At 70.0% G+C, this 21,932-nt stretch carries 19 protein-coding genes and 1 pseudogene; 12 read left to right on the forward strand and 8 right to left on the reverse strand.

What is annotated here, in order from left to right:
• Position 1: 1 nt before the first annotated feature.
• Entirely contained in the window at positions 2-1,477 is a 1,476-nt protein-coding gene (gene sufB, locus ACIQ6S_RS10535; protein ID WP_397608326.1) for a Fe-S cluster assembly protein SufB, read from the reverse strand.
• A 22-nt stretch (positions 1,478-1,499) separates the two neighbouring features.
• Positions 1,500-1,961: an SUF system Fe-S cluster assembly regulator gene (locus ACIQ6S_RS10540; RefSeq protein ID WP_397608327.1), complete on the reverse strand. Its 462-nt coding sequence runs from the start codon at positions 1,959-1,961 to the stop codon at positions 1,500-1,502.
• 250 nt (positions 1,962-2,211) lie between these two features.
• On the opposite strand from ACIQ6S_RS10540, the gene ACIQ6S_RS10545 reads away from it, so the two are divergent.
• From ACIQ6S_RS10545 to ACIQ6S_RS10555, 3 genes are all read left to right on the forward strand, one after another.
• Positions 2,212-3,786, forward strand: a complete 1,575-nt coding sequence (locus ACIQ6S_RS10545; RefSeq protein WP_397608328.1) for an SDR family NAD(P)-dependent oxidoreductase — start codon at positions 2,212-2,214, stop codon at positions 3,784-3,786.
• A gap of 131 nt (positions 3,787-3,917) precedes the next feature.
• Positions 3,918-4,082, forward strand: a complete 165-nt coding sequence (locus tag ACIQ6S_RS10550; protein WP_397608329.1) for a hypothetical protein — start codon at positions 3,918-3,920, stop codon at positions 4,080-4,082.
• Positions 4,069-4,644 (forward strand): DUF7010 family protein, encoded by a 576-nt coding sequence (locus ACIQ6S_RS10555; protein WP_397608330.1) that lies wholly within the window; start codon positions 4,069-4,071, stop codon positions 4,642-4,644. Before ACIQ6S_RS10550 ends, ACIQ6S_RS10555 begins: the two co-directional genes overlap by 14 nt.
• Positions 4,645-4,653: 9 nt before the next feature.
• Here ACIQ6S_RS10555 and ACIQ6S_RS10560 read toward each other — a convergent pair whose 3' ends face one another.
• The gene (locus ACIQ6S_RS10560) at positions 4,654-5,673 is read right to left on the reverse strand and encodes a VIT1/CCC1 transporter family protein (protein WP_397608331.1); all 1,020 of its coding nucleotides are present in this window, start codon (positions 5,671-5,673) and stop codon (positions 4,654-4,656) included.
• Between the two features lie 62 nt (positions 5,674-5,735).
• Between ACIQ6S_RS10560 and ACIQ6S_RS10565 the strand changes: the two are divergent.
• Both ACIQ6S_RS10565 and ACIQ6S_RS10570 read left to right on the forward strand, forming a co-directional pair.
• Positions 5,736-6,197: pseudogene (locus ACIQ6S_RS10565) on the forward strand (SET domain-containing protein); the annotation flags it as partial.
• Positions 6,198-6,389: 192 nt separating this feature from the next.
• Complete coding sequence (locus ACIQ6S_RS10570) at positions 6,390-8,666, forward strand: DUF5916 domain-containing protein (RefSeq protein ID WP_397608332.1); 2,277 nt, start codon at positions 6,390-6,392, stop codon at positions 8,664-8,666.
• A gap of 7 nt (positions 8,667-8,673) precedes the next feature.
• Here ACIQ6S_RS10570 and ACIQ6S_RS10575 read toward each other — a convergent pair whose 3' ends face one another.
• Both ACIQ6S_RS10575 and ACIQ6S_RS10580 read right to left on the reverse strand, forming a co-directional pair.
• Positions 8,674-9,090, reverse strand: coding sequence for a DUF2784 family protein (locus ACIQ6S_RS10575; RefSeq protein WP_397608333.1), 417 nt, complete (start codon positions 9,088-9,090; stop codon positions 8,674-8,676).
• 18 nt (positions 9,091-9,108) lie between these two features.
• Positions 9,109-10,479: an amidohydrolase family protein gene (locus ACIQ6S_RS10580; RefSeq protein ID WP_397608334.1), complete on the reverse strand. Its 1,371-nt coding sequence runs from the start codon at positions 10,477-10,479 to the stop codon at positions 9,109-9,111.
• 147 nt (positions 10,480-10,626) lie between these two features.
• Here ACIQ6S_RS10580 and ACIQ6S_RS10585 point away from each other — a divergent pair, with 147 nt between their 5' ends.
• From ACIQ6S_RS10585 to ACIQ6S_RS10595, 3 genes are all read left to right on the forward strand, one after another.
• Positions 10,627-11,064, forward strand: coding sequence for an OsmC family protein (locus tag ACIQ6S_RS10585; protein WP_397608335.1), 438 nt, complete (start codon positions 10,627-10,629; stop codon positions 11,062-11,064).
• A complete protein-coding gene (locus ACIQ6S_RS10590; protein ID WP_397608336.1) occupies positions 11,061-11,765 on the forward strand; it encodes an alpha/beta fold hydrolase in 705 nt (234 codons plus the stop codon). The genes ACIQ6S_RS10585 and ACIQ6S_RS10590 overlap by 4 nt, the downstream gene beginning before the upstream one ends.
• A gap of 116 nt (positions 11,766-11,881) precedes the next feature.
• Positions 11,882-12,499, forward strand: a complete 618-nt coding sequence (locus ACIQ6S_RS10595; RefSeq protein WP_297866170.1) for a glycine zipper 2TM domain-containing protein — start codon at positions 11,882-11,884, stop codon at positions 12,497-12,499.
• Between the two features lie 55 nt (positions 12,500-12,554).
• Here the strand turns inward: ACIQ6S_RS10595 and ACIQ6S_RS10600 are convergent, their stop codons facing one another.
• Positions 12,555-13,439: a PhzF family phenazine biosynthesis protein gene (locus ACIQ6S_RS10600; protein ID WP_397608337.1), complete on the reverse strand. Its 885-nt coding sequence runs from the start codon at positions 13,437-13,439 to the stop codon at positions 12,555-12,557.
• Positions 13,433-14,320, reverse strand: a complete 888-nt coding sequence (locus ACIQ6S_RS10605; RefSeq protein ID WP_397608338.1) for a PhzF family phenazine biosynthesis protein — start codon at positions 14,318-14,320, stop codon at positions 13,433-13,435. Before ACIQ6S_RS10605 ends, ACIQ6S_RS10600 begins: the two co-directional genes overlap by 7 nt.
• A gap of 184 nt (positions 14,321-14,504) precedes the next feature.
• Between ACIQ6S_RS10605 and ACIQ6S_RS10610 the strand changes: the two genes are divergently transcribed.
• The 4 genes from ACIQ6S_RS10610 (at position 14,505) to ACIQ6S_RS10625 (ending at position 20,789) form a co-directional block, all read left to right on the forward strand.
• Positions 14,505-17,108 carry a bifunctional aspartate kinase/diaminopimelate decarboxylase gene (locus ACIQ6S_RS10610; RefSeq protein ID WP_397608339.1) on the forward strand — a complete coding sequence of 868 codons (2,604 nt, stop codon included), beginning with the start codon at positions 14,505-14,507 and terminating at the stop codon, positions 17,106-17,108.
• Positions 17,105-18,520 carry a UDP-N-acetyl-alpha-D-muramoyl-L-alanyl-L-glutamate epimerase gene (gene murL, locus ACIQ6S_RS10615; RefSeq protein ID WP_397608340.1) on the forward strand — a complete coding sequence of 472 codons (1,416 nt, stop codon included), beginning with the start codon at positions 17,105-17,107 and terminating at the stop codon, positions 18,518-18,520. The genes ACIQ6S_RS10610 and murL overlap by 4 nt, the downstream gene beginning before the upstream one ends.
• Positions 18,501-19,889: a UDP-N-acetylmuramoyl-L-alanine--D-glutamate ligase gene (murD, locus tag ACIQ6S_RS10620; protein WP_397608341.1), complete on the forward strand. Its 1,389-nt coding sequence runs from the start codon at positions 18,501-18,503 to the stop codon at positions 19,887-19,889. The genes murL and murD overlap by 20 nt, the downstream gene beginning before the upstream one ends.
• 96 nt (positions 19,890-19,985) lie before the next feature.
• Positions 19,986-20,789, forward strand: coding sequence for a dienelactone hydrolase family protein (locus tag ACIQ6S_RS10625; protein WP_397608342.1), 804 nt, complete (start codon positions 19,986-19,988; stop codon positions 20,787-20,789).
• A gap of 21 nt (positions 20,790-20,810) precedes the next feature.
• On the opposite strand, the gene ACIQ6S_RS10630 is transcribed toward ACIQ6S_RS10625, so the two are convergent.
• Positions 20,811-21,815: a polyprenyl synthetase family protein gene (locus ACIQ6S_RS10630; protein WP_397608343.1), complete on the reverse strand. Its 1,005-nt coding sequence runs from the start codon at positions 21,813-21,815 to the stop codon at positions 20,811-20,813.
• Positions 21,816-21,932: the final 117 nt, after the last annotated feature.

Raw genomic sequence — 21,932 nt, forward strand, 5'->3', positions numbered from 1 at the left:
TTCATCCCACTGCCCCTTCGAGGCTGACTTCAAGCAGCTTCTTGGCTTCCACGGCGAACTCCATCGGCAGCTCCTTGAAGACCTGCTTGCAGAAGCCGTCGACGATCAGGCTCACCGCGTCTTCTTCGCCGATCCCGCGGGCGCGGCAGTAGAACAGCTGGTCGTCGCTGATCTTCGAGGTGGTGGCCTCGTGCTCGACGGTGGCGCTGGCGTTCTTCACCTCGATGTAGGGGAAGGTGTGCGCGCCGCAGCGCTTGCCGATCAGCAGCGAGTCGCACTGCGTGTAGTTGCGTGCGTTGGCGGCGGTCTTCTCCACCTTCACCAGCCCGCGGTAAGTGTTCTGGCCGCGCCCGGCGCTGATGCCCTTGGAGACGATGGTGCTCTTGGTGTTCTTGCCGATGTGCACCATCTTGGTGCCGGTGTCGGCCTGCTGGCGGTGGTGGGTGAGGGCCACCGAGTAGAACTCGCCCACCGAGTCGTCGCCGAGCAGCACGCAGCTCGGGTACTTCCAGGTGATGGCCGAGCCGGTTTCCACCTGCGTCCAGCTGATCTTCGAGCGTGCGCCGCGGCACTCGCCGCGCTTGGTCACGAAGTTGTAGATGCCGCCCACGCCGTTCTCGTCGCCGGGGTACCAGTTCTGCACCGTGCTGTACTTGATCTCGGCGTCGTCCAGCGCCACCAGCTCGACCACCGCGGCGTGCAGCTGGTTCTCGTCGCGCATCGGCGCGGTGCAGCCTTCGAGATAGGAGACGTAGGCTTTCTCCTCGCAGATGATCAGCGTGCGCTCGAACTGGCCGGTGTGGCCGGCGTTGATGCGGAAGTAGGTGCTGAGCTCCATCGGGCAGCGGGTGTTCTTCGGGATGAACACGAAGCTGCCGTCGGAGAACACGGCCGAGTTCAGCGCGGCGAAGTAGTTGTCGCCGACCGGAACGACCGATCCGAGGTACTGCTTCACCAGCTCGGGATGCTCGTGCATCGCCTCGCTGATCGAGCAGAAGATCACGCCGGCCTTCTTCAGCTCGTCCTTGTACGTGGTGCCGACCGAGACCGAGTCGAAAACGGCGTCGACGGCGATGCCGGCAAGGCGCGCGCGCTCGTGCAGCGGCACGCCGAGCTTGTCGTAGGCCTCGAGCAGCTTGGGGTCGATCTCGTCCAGCGACTTCGGGGCGTTCTTCGGCGCGGCGAAATAGCTGATGGCCTGGTAGTCGATCGGCGCGATGTTGAGCTTCGCCCACTCCGGCGGCGTCATCGTCAGCCAATGGCGGTAGGCCTTCAGGCGCCACTCGGTCATCCACTCCGGCTCGTTCTTCTTGGCCGAGATCGCGCGCACGACGTCCTCGCCCAGGCCGGCGGCGAAGGATTCGGTCTCGATGTCGGTGATGAAACCGGCGTCGTAGCGGCGGTTGAGGGCTTCCTCGACGCCGGCCTCGAGCGGGGTGCCGGAGGGCAGAAGGGTCTCGACGGTGGGTGCGGTCATGATGGCTCTCCTCGGGGCGCGCTCAGGTCGACGGGACCAGGGCGGCCGGGATGGCTTTGGGGTTCTTGGGAACGGGCGCCAGGGCGGGCGCCAGCATGTCGGCCAGGGTGGTGCGGTTCAGCGCGTCGAGCAGCACGTCGTTGATGCGCTGCCAGCCGGCCCGGATGCCGCAATGGGCCTCGATGCCGCAGTCACCGTCGTGCACGCTGCAGGCGGTCATGCCCAGCGGGCCCTCGAGGGCCTCGACGATGTCGGCCAAGCGGATTTGCGCCGCCGACCGTGCCAGCCGGTAGCCGCCGGCCGCGCCGCGGAAACTCTCGACCAGCCCTGCCTGCGCCAGCAGCTTCAGCACCTTGGCGACCGTGGCGGCCTCCACCCGCGAGCGCTCGGCCAGCTCGGCGGCGCTGTGCACGCGCTCGGCCTGCTCGGCGAGCACCGTGAGCACCACGGTGGCGTAGTCGGTGAGTTTGGTGACGCGGAGCATCGGGGCGGTCGCTCGCAGGGGCTGGCGGAAGGGCTGGCCGGAGCCCGGGCGGCCCCGGGCTGAATCAGGACCGGAATTGTACGGATTGACCCCGGCCCGCTCAATCGGCGGGGTGTGAAGGGAGCCGCCAGCCGTGTGGCCGGGCCCGGTTCCGGAGACAATGAGCGCCAGCAGGCGGGGCATACCGACACGCCTTCGATCAGCGCTGACGCGCCTTCTCTTTGCGCAATCGCGCTTCACGGCCTACACCATGACCCAAACGCTTCACTCCTCGCCCGTTGACGAGGCTGCTTCCTTCCCTGATCGCGCCCGCACGGCAATTGAGCTGCTCGAGGCCGTTCGCGACGACCGCGCGCTTCTGGAGGCTTTGCCCGAGGCCGAGCGTGTTCGCCTGCTGCAGGCGGTGGCCTTGGTGCATCACCCGGAGCCGCGCGAACGCCGCAAGAAAAACAAGGAAGCGCTGCGCGAGGCCGCTCGCGAGAAGGCACGGAAGACCGAAGCTCTGCTCGATCAAACCGGCATCCGCACCTTGCGCAGCAAGCCGGTATTCACCACGCCGAACTACTTTCCGCCGCATCCTGCCGGCCAGCACGATCCGCGCAACAATGCGGCCGAGCCGGTCTTGTTGGGCGAGTCGCCCGAGCTTCTGCACTGCTATGTGTGCAAGCAGAAGTACACGCTGGTGCATCACTTCTACGATCAACTTTGCCCGCCCTGCGCGGAACTGAATTTCTTCAAGCGCACCGAGACCACGGATCTCCGTGGGCGTGTGGCGCTGCTCACCGGCGGCCGGGTGAAGATTGGCTACCAGGCCGGATTGAAGCTGCTTCGTGCCGGTGCCGACCTGATCGTGACCACGCGCTTCCCCCGCGACTCCGCGCAGCGCTACGCGCAGGAGCCGGACTTTTCGGAGTGGGGCCATCGACTTGAAGTGTTCGGACTCGACCTTCGCCACACGCCCAGCGTGGAAGCCTTCTGTGCCGAGTTGGTCGCGACCCGGCCGCGCCTCGACTTCATCATCAACAACGCCTGCCAGACGGTTCGCCGCCCGCCGGCGTTCTACGCGCACATGATGGCCGGCGAAACGAAAGCCCTGCATGAGTTGCCGGAGCACATCCGCAATCTGGTGGGCGGATACGAAGGCTTGCGCGCGGCGGATCTGCTGCCGGGTGGCAGTCAGGCCTTGGTGGATGGCCCCAACTTGGCCACGCAGGCGGGTATTGCGCGTGCGGCCGAGCTTTCACAGGTTCCGCTGCTGGCCGACGAGCTCCTGGGGCAAGCGCATCTGTTTCCGGAAGGCCGCGTCGACAAAGACCTGCAGCAGGTGGATTTGCGCGGTCGGAACTCGTGGCGTTTGCAGATGGATGAAGTGCCGGCGGTGGAGCTGCTCGAAACACAGTTGGTCAACGCGGTCGCGCCCTTCATCATCAATGCGCGCCTGAAGACACTCATGCTGCGTACCCCGGAACGCGACAAGCACATCGTGAATGTGTCGGCGGTGGAGGGGCAGTTCTATCGCAACTTCAAGACCACCAAGCATCCGCATACGAATATGGCGAAGGCGGCGCTGAACATGATGACGCGCACGTCCGCCGCCGATTATCACGGTGACGGCATTCACATGAATGCGGTCGATACTGGATGGGTGACCGACGAAGACCCGATCGAAATCGCGGCGCGCAAAACCATCGAAGAGCGCTTTCATCCTCCGCTCGACATCGTGGATGGTGCGGCGCGCATCGTGGATCCCATCATCGGCGGCATTAACAGCGGCCAGCACGTGTGGGGCCAGTTCTTGAAGGATTACGCCCCCACCGATTGGTGAGCGTCGGGCGCCACTGGCCCAGGTGACACCCGTCACCCACAAGTCCTGACGCCCGTGGATGGGGCGCAGGTTTGGCTTTCGGGAGACTGCCTCCACGCCCCCACGGTGGGGGCGGTGAGAGGAGAGCAGCCGTGGAATCGCGTGACCTGACCCGCATCGCCCTGATCGCCGCCGGCGCCTATGTGATCGGCCGGACCATCAAGGCCGCCAAGGGCTTCGGCTGGGCCAGCTTTGGCTTCGCCTGGGTGGCGTACTGGACCGGTGGCTTCGGCTGGATGCGCCATGTCTTCTTCTGAGCGCAGCCTCGAAATCCAGCGCGCCGAGTTCGCGGCCGCGCGTGGGCTGGCCATGCCGCTGGCCGGCACGATCGCCTGGGCTGCGGTGGGCGTGGCCGGACTGTTCCTGCCCGAGTCGACGATGCTGCTGGTGCTGGTGATCGCCACCGGGATGATCGCCTACCTCGGCATGGGGCTCTCGAAGCTCACCGGCGAGGACTTCCTCGACAAGTCGAAGCCGAAGAACGCGTTCCAGAACCTGTTCTTCGTCGGCATGGCGCAGGCCCTGCTGGCCTACGCCATCGCCATTCCTTTCGGCATCGTGGAACCCAGCGCGATGCCGCTCGGCGTCGCCGTGCTCAGCGTGTCGATGTGGATGGTGTACAGCTGGATCATCGGCCATTGGGTCGGCTACGCCCACGCGGTGGCCCGTGTCGTGGCCGTGCTGGCGCTGCACTACGCGCTGCCGGACCATCGCTATGTGGCGATTCCTGCCGCCGTGGTCGTGCTCTATCTCGCGGTGATCGTGGTGCAGGAGCGGCGCTGGCGGATGAACCGCGACGCGCGCCCCGTGGCCGCCTGAGCCTCGGCCTCAGGCGATCACGCCACCCAGCAGGTGGCCGATCGCGAAGGTGAGGGCGCCCGCCCCGCCGCCGATGGCGAGCATGCGCAGGCCGCCGCCGAAGGCGTTCCGGCCCGAGAACAGGCTCATCGCCGCGCCGGTCGCGAACAGGCCCGCGGCGGACAGCCCACCGCCGATGTAGGCGGCCGTCGGCAGTGCGGCACCGAACACGAAGGGCAGCAGGGGCAGGGTGGCGCCGACAGCGAAGGCGAGGAAGGACGAGATCGCCGCACCCCAGGGCGAGCCGAGGTCGTCCGGGTTCAGGCCCAGCTCCTCGCGGGCCAGCACGTCGAGCGCGTGCTCGGGGTTCGCGACCAGTTGGTCGGCCATTCGCCGGGCATCCGCTGGATCGATGCCGCGGGCCGCGTAGATCAGGGCCAGCTCCTCGGCCTCCGCTTCGGGGTACTCGGCGAGCTCCTCGCGCTCCAGCCCGATCTGGTACTCGAACAGTTCGCGCTGCGAGCGCACCGAGACGTACTCGCCGGCCGCCATCGACAGGGCGCCGGCCAGCAGGCCGGCGACACCCGCGGCCAGCACCGTCGCATCGCCGGAGCCCGCGCCGACCATGCCGAGGATCAGGCTGGCGTTGGAGACGAGGCCGTCGTTGATGCCGAACACCGCGGCGCGCAGCGAGCCGCCGCCGGGCCCACGGTGGCGATGGCCGATGTCTTCCACGCGGGTGTGCCGGGCATGGCCGGCGGGTGCCGCGTCGTAGGCCGACAGGCCGCGCACCTTCAGGGCGCGAAGCAGCGGGAGGAGCCGCTTCGGCGGCACGCGCCCCAGCAGGGCGCCCACGGCGCGCGCGCGCGCGGTCGGGACGAACGGCGGCAAGGCCGGCGCCAGCGCCGCCCAGCGCTGCGCCTGCTGCTCGGCCGTGCCGGCGAGCTGCTCGAACAGCGCCGCCATCCGGGCATCGCTCTCGGCGGCGGCCAGCCGCCGGTACAGCCACGCCGACTGCTTTTCCTCGTGCCAACTCTCGACGGCGGACATGGGCTGTTCCTGCGCTCGGGACGCGGCCAGAATAGGCCTCTTCCCGCCACGCGCCTTGACCCATGCCAAAGAAAATCGAACGCCGCCAGTCGTCCATCCACGGCAACGGCGTGTTCGCCACCGAGGCCATCGCCAAGGGCGAGCGCGTGGTGCGCTACAAGGGCGAAGTGCGCGCCCATGCCGACGTCGATGCCGATTACGCGGGCCACGACGAGACCGGCCACACCTTCCTGTTCAGCCTCAACGATGAGTTCGTGATCGACGCGAACATCGACGGCAACGTCGCGCGCTGGATCAACCACAGCTGCGCGCCGAACTGCGAGGCCGTGCAGGAAGAGAACGCCAAGGGCAAGAAGCACAAGGACAAGGTCTACATCCACGCCCTGCGCGACATCGCCGCGGGCGAGGAGCTGAGCTACAACTACGGCATCGTGCTCGACGAGCCCTACACCCCGGCGTTGAAGAAACTCTGGGAATGCCGCTGCGGCTCGGCCAAGTGCACCGGCACCATGCTGCAGCCCAAGGACGAGCCGAAGCCGAAGAAGCCGCGCAAGAAGGTCGAGCCGTCGACGTCGGCACCGGCGAAGCGCTCGAAGAAGGCCGCGGCGAAGAAGTGAATCGCGGCTGACCCTGCCCCGGGGCGGGGTGACTTCCGGGTGACGCGTGCGCCCGATCGACGGTTCAGGCTGGCGGCCGTTGTTCGCCCCGAGGCCGCCATGCGCCCAGTGTTCCCTCCCTCGCCGACGCGCCTCGGCCTCGTCCTGTTCGCCGCGCTGGCCGCGCAGGGCCTCGCTGCAAGGACGGCGATCACGCTCGACGGCCGCATCGATTCCGCCGAGTGGGCCGATGCCCGCCACATCACCGACTTCCGCGGTGTGCAGCCGCTCACCCGCGAGCCCGCATCGCTGGGTACCGAGGCCTGGGTGAAATCGACCCCCGACGGCCTCGCCATCGCCTTCCGCAACCACCAGCCCGCCGGCGTGCCTCGGCTCGCTCCGCGCGGCGGACGCGACAACGTGCCGCCCGCGGACCGCGTCAACGTCTACGTCGATTTCGACGGCGACGGCCGCAGCGGCTACAACTTCGTGGTGACGATGGCCGGCGACATCGGCGACACCACGATCGCCAACGAGAACCAGTTCAACGACGACTGGGACGGCGATTGGCAGCAGGCCACCTCGGAGGATGCCGAGGGCTGGTCGGCCGAGGTGCTGATCCCCTGGCACGTCGCGCCGATGGCGCAGTCGAAGGACGGCCAACGCACGATCGGGCTCTCACTGGACCGCGTGATCGGTCACAGCAATGCGCGCTACGGCTGGCCGACGGTGAGCTGGAACGAGCCGCGCTTCCTGTCGGTGCTGGAGAAGATCGAGGTGCCGGCCTTCGAGCAGTCACTGCTCGCCATCACGCCCTATGTCTCGGGCCTGCAGGACCAGGTGGACGGCCGCTTCCGGAGTGCCGCCGGTGCCGACCTGTTCTGGAAGCCGAACGGGCGCTTCCAGCTCTCGGCCACGCTCAATCCCGATTTCGGCCAGGTCGAGAGCGACGAGCTGGTGGTGAACTTCGGCGCGACCGAAGTGTTCTTCAACGACAAGCGGCCCTTCTTCACTGAGAACCAGGCCTACTTCGACGTCGGCTTCGGCGGCCTGAACAACGCCAACCGGCTGCTCTACACCCGTCGCGTCGGCGCTGGTGCCGACGATGGCCGCGGTGCCGGCGACGTGACCGGCGCGGTGAAGCTCAACGGCAGCGCCGGCCGCATCGGCTACGGCCTGTTCGCGGCGACCGAGGACGGCCCGGCGGGTCGCGATTTCGTCGCGGCGCGCGCCAGCACGGCCGGCGAGGGCTGGACGAGCGGCGCGATGCTGACCGAAGTGAAGCGCCCCTTCCTCGACCGCGTGGCGCGTGTTGCGTCCTTCGACCAGGTCTGGACGCCGCATGACGGCCTGACCGTGCGCGGCGGGCTCGCGGCCTCCGACATCGAGGACCCGACCCGCGGCGGCCGCGACAGCGGCGGCCAGCTGCGCATCGACCACGAGCTCGGCGGCGGCTGGCGGCAGCAGCTGTATGCCCTGCACCTCGGCAAGAACCTGCAGTTGAACGATTTCGGTTTCCTCGAGCGCAACAATTTCAACTACGTGCGCTATGAAGTGGCGAAGCGCGAGGCCGATCTTCCCGAGGACAGCCGGTTCGCCTCGCACCAGACGCGCTACGCCGCCTCCAGCCGCTACAACGACCGCGGCCTGCGCCTCTTCAACACGGTGGCCATCAACCAGTACAGCGAGTACCGCGACGGCGGCAACCGGCTCTGGGACGTCTTCGTCACCGGCCCGCTCAACGACGACCTCGTCCTGCGCGGCAACGGCCACGTGCGTCTGCCCCGGCGCGTCGGGATCTTCGCCGAGCGCTACTGGGCGCGTGTGCCCGAGGGGCGCTTCGAGCACTACGGCAAGCTGCGCAGCGTCAACGAGGGCTTCGACGGCGGCAGCAGGCGGCTTGTCGAACTTCTCGGCGAAACCACCTACCACGCCAACGACCGCCTGCGCTTCACCGCGAGCCTGCAGCTCATCGACAACCCGGACTGGGTGATCTGGCGTGGCGGCAATGCCTTGGGGCAGTTCTCCGGCCAGCAGGCCTTCCTCTCGGCCGGCACCACCTGGCAGATCGATGCGAAGCAGGAACTGCGCGTGCGCCTCGAAGCCATCGGCCTCGACGCCGAGGCCCGCGCCCTCTGGCGCGTGGCGCCGGGCGGCGTCGCAAGCCGCACCACCGAGCCGCTGGATGATTTCGCGCTGCGCAACCTCGGCTTCCAGGTGCGCTACCGCTACCAGATCGCGCCGCTCTCCGACCTCTACATCGCCTACGTGCGCGGCGGTTCGCTGTTCCAGGAATCGCAGGACGGCTTCAGCCTCGGAGACGAGTTCGGCAATGCCTTCGACCTGCGCGACAGCGAGCAGCTGCTGGTCAAGCTGAGCTACCGCTTCACGATCTGAAGCGGCGTCAGCGCCGGCCGTGCCGCCTCGGCGGCACGAGCCACCACAGCGCCAGCGACAGCGCGGCCCAGCCGAGATAGATCGGGATCAATACCCCCAGCGGCACGTCGACATACAGCGCCTCGGCGAGCAGGGTTTCGATGAAGCCTCCACCGCTGCCGTGTTGGCCGGCGCCGCGGCGCAGCTCGGCCTCCCAGACGGTGAGGAAGCACAGGTCGCCGAGCGCCGCCTGCAGGGCGACCACGGCCATGCCGCCGAGGTGCGCCAGCCGCAGCCCGCGATGCCGCACCCAGCGCCAGCCGCGCCACGCGCCGGCGAGGATGGCCGGCGGCATCACGACGTTGAAGACCACGACGGCGAGGTGCAGCGCGAGGATCGCGTCGGCCAGCGCGAGCGACGTGGTCGGACTGAACGCGCCGGACATCGCCGGTGTCGCGGCCGGTCAGGGCAGGGTGACGACCGCGCGGTCGACGGCCTTCTCGGGCATCGGCACCACGCGGCCTGCCGCCACCACGAGACGGATGCGGTCGCGCTGCAGGGCGGCGAGGTCGGCGAGCGGGTCGCCCTCCACCACCACCACGTCGCCCGAGAAGCCGGGCGCCAGCTGGCCGATCTCGTTCTCGAGGCCGAGCAGCTGCGCCGCGGTGCGGGTGGCCGAGACCACGACTTCCTGCGGGCTCATGCCGCCGTACTGCACCATCAGCGGCATCTCCTCGGCGTTGCGGCCGTGTTCGGAGACGCCGGAATCGGTGCCGTAGGCGATGGGCAGGCCGGCCTGGCGCGCGGCGGCGATGTTCTTGCCGGTGGCTTCGAGGCGCACGCGGATCTTCGCCGCGACGACGGCCGTGTAGAGGCCCTTCGGAAGGTTCTCGCGATAGGCGATGGTCGGCGACAGGGTCGGCACGAGGTAGGTGCCGCTGGCCTTCATCGCGCGGATGCCGGCCTCGTCGACGTAGGTGCCGTGCTCGATCGAATCGACGCCGGCGCGCGCCGCAGCGGCCACGCCCTCGGCGCCGTGCGCGTGCGAGGCCACCTTCAGCCCGAGTTGATGGGCGGTATCAACGATCGCCTTCATCTCGGCATCGGTGAAGTGCTGGCCGAGCCCGCGGTTCTGCTGCGAGAGCACGCCGCCGGTGGCTGCGAACTTGATGACGTCCGCCCCCGCGCGCGACAGCGTGCGCACCACTTCGGCGCACTGCTCGGCGCCGGTGCAGGTGTTGCCGCCGTCCATCGCCCGCGTCACTTCGGGACGGAAGCCGGTGAGGTCGCCGTGGCCGCCAATGATCGAAACCATCCGCCCAGCGGAGAGGATGCGCGGGCCGGGCACGTCACCCTCGCGGATGGCGTCGCGCAGGGCGTAGCCCGAGCCGCCCGGCGCGCCGAGGTCTCGCACCGTGGTGAAGCCGGCCTGCACGGTGCGAAGCGCATTGCGTACGCCCATGATTGCCGCGCGTTCGTCGGTTTCGACCACGGACTGCCAGAACGGTTCGGCCGGATTGCCGGTGAGGTGCACGTGGCTGTCGATCAGGCCCGGCAGCACCGTGTGGGTCGTGCCTTGGAAGCGGAACTCGCTCACCCGGCCCTCGCCCTCGGGCGTGGCCACTTCGGCGTCGGCGCCGGGCAGCAGCGCCTCGATGCGGCCGCCGCGGATCACCAGCGTGGCCGGGGCCACGCGGCCGGTGGCCGGATCAGCCAGCACGCGCTCGGCGCGCACGATGACGATGTCCTGCGCCGTCGCGGGAGCGCCTTGGGCGATCGCAACGGTGGGCAGCAGGCAGGCGAGAGTGAGCAGCGGGCGACGGAAGCGGCGCATGGGGACCTGGGCGGAGTCGGGACGAGCCGCGAGCATAGCCCCCGATGGCCGCCTCGCGGCGGGCAGGGGTGGGCCCTCCCAAGCAAACCGCCTGCTGGAGGGCGGGCGTAGACTCCTGCGCTTCTCCCCCACCCTAGGAATGTCGCCATGGCCACGCTGCCCCGCACCGCTACCGCCTTCTGGGAAGGCGCCCTCAAGACCGGACGCGGCGGCATCAGCACGCCGCAGAGCGGGGTGTTCGCCGAGCAGCGCTTCGGCTTCGGCACGCGCTTCGGCGACGAGAAGGGAACGAACCCCGAGGAGCTGATCGCCGCCGCGCATGCCGGCTGCTATTCGATGGCCTTGGGCTTCATGCTCGAGACCGCCGGCCATGTCGTCACGCGCATCGACACCGAAGCGAAGCTCGCTCTGTCGGTCGGCGAAGCCAGCGGCCCGGCCATCACCGGGATCGCGCTGACGGTGCGCGCCACCGTGCCCGGTCTCGACGCGGCGAGCTTCGCCGAGTTCGCCAACAACGCCAAGGCCAACTGCGTGGTGTCGAAGGCGCTGTCGGTGCCGATCACCCTGGACGCCGCGCTGCGTTGAACCCGCGCGCGCTGTTCCTGCACGGCGCCGGCGCCTGGGGTGGCCAGTGGGTGATCTGGCGTCGCCTGTTCGAAGCCGAGGGCTGGCAGGTTGATGCGCCGGATTTCGAGCCGGCCGCCGGAGGCCTCGCTGCGACGCGCTTCGACGATTACGTGGCGCAGGCGGTCGATGCGGTGGAGGCGGCGCCCGTCGACGTCCTGGTGGGTGCCAGCCTCGGTGGGCTGTTGGCCGTCGCGGCCATGGCGCGCGTGGCGCAGGCATCGCGCCCCCGGGCCCTCGTCCTCGTGAATCCGCTGCCGCCGGCGCCCTGGATCGCGGCGGTTCCGCCGTTCACTAACTCCAGCGATGTCGTGCCCTGGTGCTCCGAGGGACGCTTCGCGAGCACGCAACGCGCCCTGCCCGAGGCGGGCTTCGCCGACCAGCAGCTCGCCTTCCGGCATTGGCGCGATGAAAGCGCCGCCGTGTTGCATGAAGCGCACGCCGGCCTGCCGTGGTCCGACACCGGCGTTCCCACGCTCCTCATCGCTAGCGACGCCGACGAGGCCATCCCGCCGGCGGTGTCGGGTGCCTACGCGCAGGGCATCGGCGCCAGTCTGTGCCGCGTGCCCGGCGGGCACGTCGCGCCGGTGATGGGGCCTTCGGCGGTGCGGTCCGCGCAGGCGGCACTGGCTTGGCTGGCGCCCGCGCTGTCGGTGCCTTGAACGCCGGCTTTCGGCCCGCTGAACGCGCCGTCGCCCTGCCGTCCGATTAAGCCTGCGTTGACCCGCGCGGCCCGAGTCTCTCCTTGCGCCGCACTCCCGCGGCCCGGAGAGACTCGATGATCCGCCGCACCGCCCTCGTGGCCGCCCTTGCCCTCGTCGCCGGCACCGCTTCGGCGCAGTACTACGACAGCCGCTACGACTCGGGCTATCGCGGCGACAACGGCCCGCGCTGGGACACCGCGCGCGTGGTGAACGTCGATCCGATCCTCGCCCCGGGCGAGCCCAGCTACCGCCAGCAGTGCTGGCAGGAGCCGGTGCGCTACGTCAGCCGCGAGCGCGGCTACGGCTACGACGATCGCCGCTACGCGCGCCAGGGCGGCCCGGGCTCGGCCACCAACACCGTGCTGGGCGGCATCGTCGGCGCGGCCATCGGCCGCCAGTTCGGCGACGGCGACGGCCGCCGTGCGGCGACCGTGGCCGGTGCGCTGCTTGGTGGTGCCATCGCCAATGACCGCAGCCGCCAGCGCTACGACGACGGCTACGGCCGCAGCTACGAGCGCGAGACCGTGCGCTACGAGCAGCGCTGCCAGACGGTGTCGGACGGCCGCAGCGAGGACCGCGTGGTCGGCTACCGCGTCGCCTACGACTACAACGGCCACGTCTACACGACGGAAACGCCCTACCACCCGGGCGATTCGATCCGCGTCCGCGTGGACGTGGTGCCGGAAACCTGATTCCTCTTGCTTCTAGCGCTGAACCAACGCCCCGCCTCGCGCGGGGCGTTGTCGTTCACCAGCGCAGTGACCCGGCGACCACCGTCTGCGTCGCGCCGCCCACCCAGATCCGCCCGTCCTCGCGCAGCAGCGAGAGCCGCGCGTCTCGGCCCACCTCGCGGCCCTGGCTGACGACGTAGCGGTCCCCAAGGTCCGTGGCTTGGCCGGTCGCATGCAGGTAGCCGGCCAATGCGGCGTTCGCCGCGCCCGACGCCGGATCCTCGTAATGGCCGTGGAAGGGCATCAGCGCGCGCACGACGAGGCCGTATTCGGCACCCGCGCAGCGCGCGAACACGGCGAGGCCCATCGCCTCGTGCGGTGAGGCCAGCGAGGCGATGCCGTCGAAATCCGGCGTCCAGCCGCGCACCGCGGCTTCGTCCACGAGTTCGGCGGCCCACCAGCGGCGGCCGCTGTCGATCAGCGCGGCGCCGGCCTTTGAGAGCCGCTCACCGAGCAGCGCCCGCAGGCCAGCATCCTCGCCCCCGCGGCGCCCCAGCACTTGCGTGGCCGGGGCCTGCACGAACAAGGCCTGCGTGGCACCAGCACCTTCCACGCGCACCGGCAGCAGCCCGGCGCCGCACTCCTGCACCAGTTGGCGCGTGCCATGGGTGGCCTCGCGCGGCGTGGCGAGCCCGGCCGCAAGGACCGCATGGGCGGTGCCGACGCTCGGGTGCCCGGCGAAGGCCAATTCGCGGCGCGGAGTGAAGATGCGCACGCGGTAGCTGGCCTCCGGCGTGGTCGGCGGCAGCACGAAGGTGGTTTCGATCACGTTCGTCCACGCGGCGATGCGCTGCATGGCTTCGGTGTCGAGGCCCTCGGCGTCGAGGACGACCGCCAACGGATTGCCGGCGCCGGCGCGCGGCGCGAACACATCCAGATGCATGAAGCGGCGTGTCACCACGTCAGCGTGCCCTCGATGACGGTCTGCGTCAGGCCGCCGATCCAGACCTCGCCCTCGGCATCAACCTCGATCTCGACCACGCCGTCGCGGCCCACTTCGCGGCCCTGCGAGCTGCGGAAACGCGCCGACGGCAGGGCGTTGTTCGCGCGCAGCCATGCGGCGATGGCGGCGTTGGCGCTGCCGGTGACCGGGTCTTCCGGAATGCCGTCGGCCGGGACGAACGCCCTGACGACGAGGGCGTAGTCCGGCCCGCTGCAGCGGGCGAACACCGCGACACCCACGCTGCCGTCGGCCCGGTTCGCCGCGGCCATCGCTTCGAGGTCCGGTGCCAAGCGGCGCAAGGTCGCTTCGTCGGCGAGCTCGATGCACCACCAGCGCGGGCCGTTGTCGATGAGGGCGGGACGCACCGCGCCCAGCGCCGCGCCTAGGAGGCTGGCCAGCACGGCGCGGGAATCCGCCGCGCGTTCAACACCGCGCGGTGCGCGCACGTGGATCACGCGCGCCGCACCCTCGCCGCTGATGCGCAGGGGCAGCAGGCCGGCCGCGCATTCCTGCACTAGGGCGCCGCTATCGGCCGCCGCCGTCGGCGTCGCGAGGCCGCGCTCCAGCACCGCGTGCGCGGTCCCGACGCTCGGGTGGCCGGCGAAGGGCAGTTCCTGCCGCGGCGTGAAAATGCGCAGGCGGTAATCGGCCCCGGGCTGCGTGGCCGGAAGCACGAAGGTGGTTTCGGACAGGTTGAGCCACGCGGCGAGGGCCTGCATGGCGGCGGTGTCGAAGTCGTCCGCGCCGAACACCACGCCCAGGGGATTGCCCCGGCCTGGCTGGTCGGCGAAGACGTCGAGCTGCATGTAGTCGCGTTGGACAGGATCACGAGTCGTCATGCGCACAGTGTCCCCGCTGCCCGCGCTTCGCCACAAGACGCGCAGTGGATCGACCACGGCCCCTCGGCGTCCACGGTGGGGCCACGGTATCCTTGCGCTGCCGCCTCTCGAGGCGGCATTCCTTTTTCCCGAAGCCCCAGAACCCAAGGCCCTGTGAGGTGCCAACCCCGATGAGCGTCCCCCGATGAGCAGCCCTGTCCCCGCGTTCGCCAATGACTGGATCGTCCTGAAGTTCGGGGGCACCAGCGTGTCGAAAAAATCGCGCTGGGACACGATCGGGAAACTCATGCGCCGCCGCGCGGATGAGGAGGGTGCGCGCGTGGCGGTGGTGGTCTCGGCCCTTTCGGGCGTCACCAATGCGCTGCAGGCCATGATCGATGGGCATCAGGACATGCCCGGCCTTCATGCCCAGGCCGAGGCCCTCGTCGCGCGCCATGCCGCGTTCGCTGTGGAGCTCGGCATCGACGTCGAGGCCGTGCTCGGTGCCCGCTTCGCGGCGCTATGCGCCTTGGCCGCCGACCCGCGGGCCGCGTCCGCCGAACTCGCGTGGCAGGCCGAATTGCTGGCCCAGGGCGAGCTGCTCAGTTCGACGATCGGCGTGGCCTACCTGCGCACGCAGGGCATGGCGCTGGAATGGTGGGACGCGCGCGATTCAATGCGCGCCATCGAGCAGCCCAATGCCAGCGCCTGGGCGCAGCGTTTGTCGGTGTCCTGCGACTTCATGGACCCGGTGGCTCGCGAGCGGCTGGTGGCGAAGCCCGAACGTTTCGCGATCACGCAGGGCTTCATCGCCCGCCACCGCGACGGCGGCACGGCGATTCTTGGTCGCGGTGGGTCGGATACGTCGGCCGCGTATTTCGGTGCCCTGCTGAAGGCGCGCCGCGTCGAGATCTGGACCGACGTGCCGGGCATGTTCAGCGCCAACCCGCGCCAGGTGCCGGACGCGCGCCTGCTCTCGCGGTTGGACTTCGCCGAAGCGCAGGAGATCGCGACGACCGGCGCCAAGGTGCTGCACCCGCGCTGCCTGACGCCCTGCCGCGAGGCGGGCGTGCCGATGTGGATCCGCGACACCGAGAACCCCGACCTCGCCGGCACCGTCATTGACGGGCAGGCGGCGACGGTGGCCGGGGTCAAGGCGATCAGTGCGCGGCGCGGCATCGTTCTGGTGTCGATGGAGACCATCGGCATGTGGCAGCAGGTGGGCTTCCTCGCGGAGGTCTTCGGCTGCTTCAAGACGCATGGCCTGTCCGTCGACCTGATCGGCTCCTCGGAGACCAACGTCACCGTCTCGCTCGACCCGAGCGACAACCTCGTCAGCACCAACGTGCTCGAAGCGCTGTGCCGCGACCTCGAGCGCATCTGCCGGGTCAAGGTGATCGCGCCGTGCTCGGCGATCACGCTGGTCGGCCGCGGCATGCGCTCGCGCCTGCACCGGCTCACCGAGGTGTTGGCCACCTTTGGCCGCGAGCGGGTGCACCTGATCTCGCAGAGCTCGAACGACCTCAACCTCACCTTCGTCGTCGACGAGGCGATCGCGGAAGGCCTGCTGCCGACGCTGCACGGCCTGCTGATCGCCTCGAACGCGATGCCGGTCGACGAGACGGCGGTGTTCGGCCCGAGCTGGCGCGAGCTGGGTGCGCCGCGCATGCCGCGTGCCACCTGGTGGCAGGCCGAACGTGCCCGGTTGATCGCGCTCGCGGAACGCGCCGCGCCCGTGTACGCCTACCACCTGCCGACCGTGCGTGAACGCGCCCGGCAGCTGAAGGCGCTGGCCGCGGTGGATCGCGCGCACTACGCGCTGAAGGCCAATCCGCATCCGGCGATCCTCCGCGCGCTGGAGGCCGAGGGCCTGGGCTTCGAGTGCGTGTCGCTGGCCGAGGTGGAACACGTGCTGGCGACGCTGCCCGGCCTCGATCCGAAGCGCGTGCTGTTCACGCCGAGCTTCGCGCCGCGCGTCGAGTTCGAGAAGGCGTTCGATCTCGGCGTGCACGTGACGCTCGACAACGCCGCGCTGCTCGCTGAGTGGCCCGAGGTGTTCCGCGGCCGCGAGCTCACGCTGCGCGTCGATCCGGGCTTCGGCTCGGGCCACCACGACAAGGTGAAGACCGGCGGCAAGGAAGCGAAGTTCGGCCTGCCGCTGGACGACGCGCCTGCCGCCGCCGCAGCCGCGAAGGCGCTCGGTGCGCGCGTCACCGGCCTGCATTCGCACATCGGCAGCGGGATCTTCGATGCCAACCACTGGCGCGAGGTGTACGCGCGGCTGGCCTCGGTGGCCGACGCCATCGGTACCGTCGAACGCATCGACGTGGGCGGTGGCATCGGCATCCCCTACCAGCCGGAGAGCGAGCCCTTCGACATGGCGGCGTTCGGCGCGATGCTGGCCGAGATGAAGGCGGTGTATCCGCAGTACGCGCTGTGGATCGAGCCCGGCCGCTTCCTCGTCGCCGAGGCCGGCGTGCTGCTGGCCCGCGTCACCGCGACCATGCACAAGCAGGGCGTGCGACGCGTGGGCCTCGATGCCGGCATGAACGCCCTGCTGCGCCCGGCGCTCTACAACGCCTGGCACGGCATCGTGAACCTCACGCGCCTCGACGATCCGCCGGGTGAGCCCGCCGAGGTCGTAGGCCCCATCTGCGAAACCGGCGACGTGCTGGGCCGCCGCCGTCGCCTGCCTGATGCCACGGCCGAAGGCGACGTGGTGCTGCTGGCCGACGCCGGCGCCTACGGCATGGTGATGGCCAGCCGCTACAACCTGCGTGCGCTGCCCGCCGAGGAGATCCTGGAATGAGCTGGACCTTCGATCGCGCGGCCATCCGCGCCTTCCGCTTCACCTCGAAACGCTTCGATCCGGCCACGGGCGAGATCGCGCTGGGCTATGCCTTCGTCAACCACGACGGCGCGACCAGCGCCGAACTGGTGGAGCGCATCACCGTCCCCGGCGCCCCGTTCACCGCGGTGCAGCCCGGTTCGAAGGATTTCGACGCGGCGAAAGCGGCGGCGGTCGACGCCGCGCTTCGCCTGCTGCACCTCGTCGCTGGCGTCAGCTACTACAAGGCCGCCGCGCCGTCGGTGATCGAATGCGCCGACGGGCCGCTCGACGAGGCCACGGCGGGCTTCGTCGCCAGCGTCTACGAGAACGGCCTCGGCGAATTTGCCTACCGCAACGGTCTCGACCTGCGCGGGCACCTCGCGTGGCCGCGGTGCGGTGCGGCACGGCCCGTCGCGGCAACGCTGGGCCTCGAAGCCCCCGGCGCTTTCGGTCGCCGCGCCCTCGTGGCCATCGGCGGCGGCAAGGATTCGCTGGTCTCGATCGAAGCGCTGCGTGCGCTGGGCGCTTCGCCCACCGTCACCTGGATCGGCAGCTCGCCGCTGATCCGCGCCTGTGCCGAGCGCACCGGCCTGCCCACGCTCAACATCATCCGCGCGCTGGCCCCCGAGCTGTTCGCCTTCAATCGCGAGGGCGCGTTGAACGGCCACATCCCGGTGACCGCCGTGAACTCGGCGATCCTCGTGCTCGCCGCCCTGCTCACCGGCCACGGCAGCGTGGTGTTTTCGAACGAGCACTCGGCGAGCTACGGCAGCCTGATCCCGGGCACCGGCGAGGTGAACCACCAGTGGTCGAAGGGCTGGGACTTCGAGCGTGATTTCGCCGCGCTCGTCCGCGCGCAGGTCGCGGCGGATTTCGACTACGTCTCGCTGTTGCGGCCGTTCTCGGAGCTGGCCGTGGCGCGGCAGTTCGCGCGGCTCGAGCAGTACGACGCACATTTTTCCAGCTGCAACCGCAACTTCCACCTGCTAGGCGAAAAGCCCACGCAGCGCTGGTGCGGCGCCTGCCCGAAGTGCCATTTCGTCTTCCTCGCGCTGGCGCCGTTCATGCCCAAGCCGCGCCTGCTCGGCATCTTCGGCCGCAACCTGCTCGACGACGCCTCGCTGGCGGCCGAGTACGACGCCTTGCTCGAGATCGAAGGCCACAAGCCTTTCGAATGCGTGGGCGAGGGGCGCGAATCGCGCGCCGCGATGGCCGCGCTCGCCGCCAGCCCGGCCTGGCGCGAGGACGCCCTCGTCGCCCGCTTCGCCGCGTCGCAGCAGCCGGCCCTCGATCCGGCTACCCTGCGCCTCGAACCGCTGCTCGGCCCCCAGGGCGAGCACGGGCTGGGGACGGCACGGATGGAGGCGCTGGGTGCGCATTTCGGAGCTTGACGGCAAGAAAGTCGCGATCTGGGGCTACGGCCGCGAAGGCCGCGCCGCGCTGGCGGCACTGCGCTGGCGCCTGCCGGGGCGGCCGCTGACGGTCTTCTGCAAGGACGACGAGGTCGCCGACCTCCAGGCGCAGGAAGACCCGACCCTCGTCATCCGCACCGAGGTCGATGCCGCCGCGCTCTCGGCCTTCGACGTGGTCATCAAGTCGCCCGGCATCAGCGCCTACGCCTCGCCGAAGATCGATGCCGAACTCAACGACGCACACTTCACCAGCGGCACGGCGATCTGGTTCGCTGAGAACGCCGGTGCCCACACCGTCTGCGTCACTGGCACCAAGGGCAAGAGCACGGTCACCGCGCTGATCGCCTTCCTGCTGCGCGCGGCCGGGGAGCGCACCGCGCTGGCGGGGAACATTGGTCTTCCCCTCCTTGAATTGCTCGACGTGCAGCCGCCGCCGGACGCTTGGGCGATCGAGTTGTCGAGCTACCAGACCGGCGATGCCCTCCGCCCCGCCGTCGCCGTGGTGCTCAACCTGTTCCCCGAACACCTGGACTGGCACGGTTCCGAGGCGCGCTATTTCGCCGACAAGCTCAAGCTGGTCACCGAGGCGCAGCCCGGCGTCGCCCTGCTCAACGCGGCCGATGCCCGATTGCGCGAGGTCGGCACAGCGCTCGCTGCCCGTGGACAACGGGTGCAGTGGTTCAACGCTGACGACGGTTGGCATGTGCGTGATCGCTGGATCATGCGCGGTGGCCGGGCCGTGATCGACGTGAAGTTCCTGCCCCTGCCGGGCCGCCACAACTGGGTGAACCTCTGTGCGTCCATGGCCGCCGTCGAGGCGCTGGGCATCGACCCGGTGCCGCTCGCCGAGCGCGTTGCCGATTTCCAGCCGCTTCCACACCGCCTCCAGCGCATCGCCGAGAAGGATGGGCTGGTCTACGTCAACGATTCGATCAGCACGACGCCGATGGCCTCGATCGCGGCCCTCGACTGGTACCCCGGCAAGAGCACGGCCATCCTCGTCGGCGGCTACGACCGCGGCCTGGATTGGGGCGTGTTCGCCGAGCGCGTCGCCGCGGATGCGCCCGGGGCCATCATCACGATGGGGCAGAACGGCCCGGCCATCTTCGAGCGCCTGAAATCCATCGCCACGGCCACCAAGTTCGTGCTTCGCGAATCGACGTCGATGGAGGAGGCCGTGCGCTACGCGCAGGAGGCGCTGGGCACCAAGGGCACGGTGCTGCTCTCACCCGGTGCACCGAGCTTCCCGCGCTATCGCGACTACGCCGAACGCGGCAAGCACTTCGCGCAGGCGGCGGGCTTCGACGGCACCCAGATCAGCGCGATCCCCGGCCTCGGCGTGCGCTGAGGCCCGAACCCCGCGGCGCAAGTGGCGCGACGCCGCGGTCACGACGCGGGCCAGTCATCGGCCTACACTCGCGCGGTCTTCCCTTGGAGCCCCGCCATGCGCCTTGCCCCGCGTCTCGCCGCCCTTGCCGTCGCCACGGCCGCCGCTTTCGCCTCGATCGCCTCTGCCGCGCCGACCACCAAGCCGGTGAGCTGGACCGTGGGCGAGACGACCTTCGACGGCGTGCTCGTCTACGACGATGCCAACACCACGCCGCGTCCGGGCCTGCTGATGGTGCCGAACTGGTACGGCGTCACCGATGCGGCGGTCGAGAAGGCGAAGACCGTCGCCGGTGACGACTATGTGGTGCTGCTGGTCGACATGTACGGCCGCGGCGTGCGCCCCGCCAACCCGCAGGAGGCCGGCCAGGCCGCCGGCGCCGTGTACGCGGACCGCGCGCAGATGCGCGCCCGCATCAACACCGCGCTGGCCACGCTGCGCGCCACCGAGGGTGCGCCGCTGGCGACGGCCGATATCGGCGCGATCGGTTTCTGCTTCGGCGGCGCGACGGTGATCGAACTGGCCCGCAGCGGCGCCGAGCTGGCGGGCGTGGCGAGCTTCCACGGTGCGCTCAATACCAGCGCCCCGGCCAGCGCCGGGGCGGTGAAGACGCCGCTGCTGGTGATGAATGGTGCCGACGATGCCTTCGTGCCGGCCGAGCAGATCGACGGCTTCGAGAAGGAAATGCGCGAGGCCGGCGCCGATTGGCAGTTCGTCAACTTCGGCGGCGCTGTGCACTGCTTCGCGGAGCCGGACGAGGACGGCAGCGTCATCCCGGGCTGCAAGTACCACGAGCCGAGCTACCGCCGCTCGATGGCGATGATGCGCGGCTTCTTCGACGAGCGTTTCGCCGCGGAGTAAGGCCTTCCGCTCCGGCGCGCCTCAGTGGGCGCGCTGGAGCGCGTACTGCGCGAGGCCGGCGAGGGCCGACTTCGCTTCGGAATCCGGCAGGGCGGCGAGGGCGTCGATCGCCGCATCGGCGTACTGCTGCGCGACGGCGCGGCTGTACTCGAGGCTGCCGCAAGCCGCGATGGCCGCCATGACCTCGCCGAAACCCGAGGCGTCGCCGTCGACGACGATCTGTTTGAGTCGGGCCTGCACGTCCGGCGTGCTGTGGGCCATGGCGTGGATCAGCGGCAGCGTGGCCTTGCCTTCGGCGAGGTCGTCGCCGAGGTTCTTGCCCAGCGTCGCCGCGTCGCCGGCGTAATCGAGCACGTCGTCGGCGATCTGGAAGGCGTAGCCGAGCGCCATGCCGTAATCGAACAGCGCCTTTTCGCCGGCGGCGCCGAGGCCGGCGAGATGCCCGCCGAGCAGCGTGGCCGCCGCGAACAGCACCGCCGTCTTGCGCTCGATGACGCGCAGGTAGGCGGCCTCGTCGGTGTCCGGGTTGCGCACGTGCAGCAGCTGCAGCACTTCGCCCTCGGCGATCCGGTTGGTGGTGTCGGCCAACACCTTCTGGATCGTCATCGACTCCAGCTCCACCATCAGCTGGAAGGCGCGCGAGTAGAGGAAATCACCGACCAGCACGCTGGCCGCGTTGCCGAAGGCGGCATTCGCCGTCGCCCGGCCACGGCGCAGGTCGGATTCATCGACCACGTCGTCGTGCAGCAGGGTGGCGGTATGGATGAATTCGACCACCGCGGCGAGCTGGTGGTGGGCGTCGCCGCGATAGCCGGCCGCACGGGCCGCCAGCACGGTGAGCATCGGGCGGAGGCGCTTGCCGCCGGCGCCGATGATGTACTCGGCCACCTGGTTGACCAGCACCACGTCCGAGGCGAGCCGCCGGCGGATCAGGGCGTCGACGGCGGCCATGTCGCTCGCGGCCAGGGCCTGGACGGCGGGGAAGGGCAGGGCGGGCGCGGGTGCTGAGTCGACGGCGGCGTGCATCCGTGAATTATAGGCCGCCGCCCCATCGTGAAGACGTGTTCCGACCCTCGGTCGAGGGGTCGGCCGACCCCGGGCGGGTGGGGGCTGTCATACTCTGTAGCCTGTTTCGACATTCAG

This window comes from Silanimonas sp. (assembly GCF_044377035.1).
GTDB lineage: Bacteria > Pseudomonadota > Gammaproteobacteria > Xanthomonadales > Xanthomonadaceae > Silanimonas.

Coding starts and splice junctions, on each gene's coding strand:
- sufB (WP_397608326.1), bottom strand. CDS start 1,477: ATGACCGCACCCACCGTCGAGACCCTTCTGCCCTCCGGCACCCCGCTC.
- ACIQ6S_RS10540 (WP_397608327.1), bottom strand. CDS start 1,961: ATGCTCCGCGTCACCAAACTCACCGACTACGCCACCGTGGTGCTCACG.
- ACIQ6S_RS10545 (WP_397608328.1), top strand. CDS start 2,212: ATGACCCAAACGCTTCACTCCTCGCCCGTTGACGAGGCTGCTTCCTTC.
- ACIQ6S_RS10555 (WP_397608330.1), top strand. CDS start 4,069: ATGTCTTCTTCTGAGCGCAGCCTCGAAATCCAGCGCGCCGAGTTCGCG.
- ACIQ6S_RS10560 (WP_397608331.1), bottom strand. CDS start 5,673: ATGTCCGCCGTCGAGAGTTGGCACGAGGAAAAGCAGTCGGCGTGGCTG.
- ACIQ6S_RS10570 (WP_397608332.1), top strand. CDS start 6,390: ATGCGCCCAGTGTTCCCTCCCTCGCCGACGCGCCTCGGCCTCGTCCTG.
- ACIQ6S_RS10575 (WP_397608333.1), bottom strand. CDS start 9,090: ATGTCCGGCGCGTTCAGTCCGACCACGTCGCTCGCGCTGGCCGACGCG.
- ACIQ6S_RS10580 (WP_397608334.1), bottom strand. CDS start 10,479: ATGCGCCGCTTCCGTCGCCCGCTGCTCACTCTCGCCTGCCTGCTGCCC.
- ACIQ6S_RS10585 (WP_397608335.1), top strand. CDS start 10,627: ATGGCCACGCTGCCCCGCACCGCTACCGCCTTCTGGGAAGGCGCCCTC.
- ACIQ6S_RS10595 (WP_297866170.1), top strand. CDS start 11,882: ATGATCCGCCGCACCGCCCTCGTGGCCGCCCTTGCCCTCGTCGCCGGC.
- ACIQ6S_RS10605 (WP_397608338.1), bottom strand. CDS start 14,320: ATGACGACTCGTGATCCTGTCCAACGCGACTACATGCAGCTCGACGTC.
- ACIQ6S_RS10610 (WP_397608339.1), top strand. CDS start 14,505: ATGAGCAGCCCTGTCCCCGCGTTCGCCAATGACTGGATCGTCCTGAAG.
- murL (WP_397608340.1), top strand. CDS start 17,105: ATGAGCTGGACCTTCGATCGCGCGGCCATCCGCGCCTTCCGCTTCACC.
- ACIQ6S_RS10625 (WP_397608342.1), top strand. CDS start 19,986: ATGCGCCTTGCCCCGCGTCTCGCCGCCCTTGCCGTCGCCACGGCCGCC.
- ACIQ6S_RS10630 (WP_397608343.1), bottom strand. CDS start 21,815: ATGCACGCCGCCGTCGACTCAGCACCCGCGCCCGCCCTGCCCTTCCCC.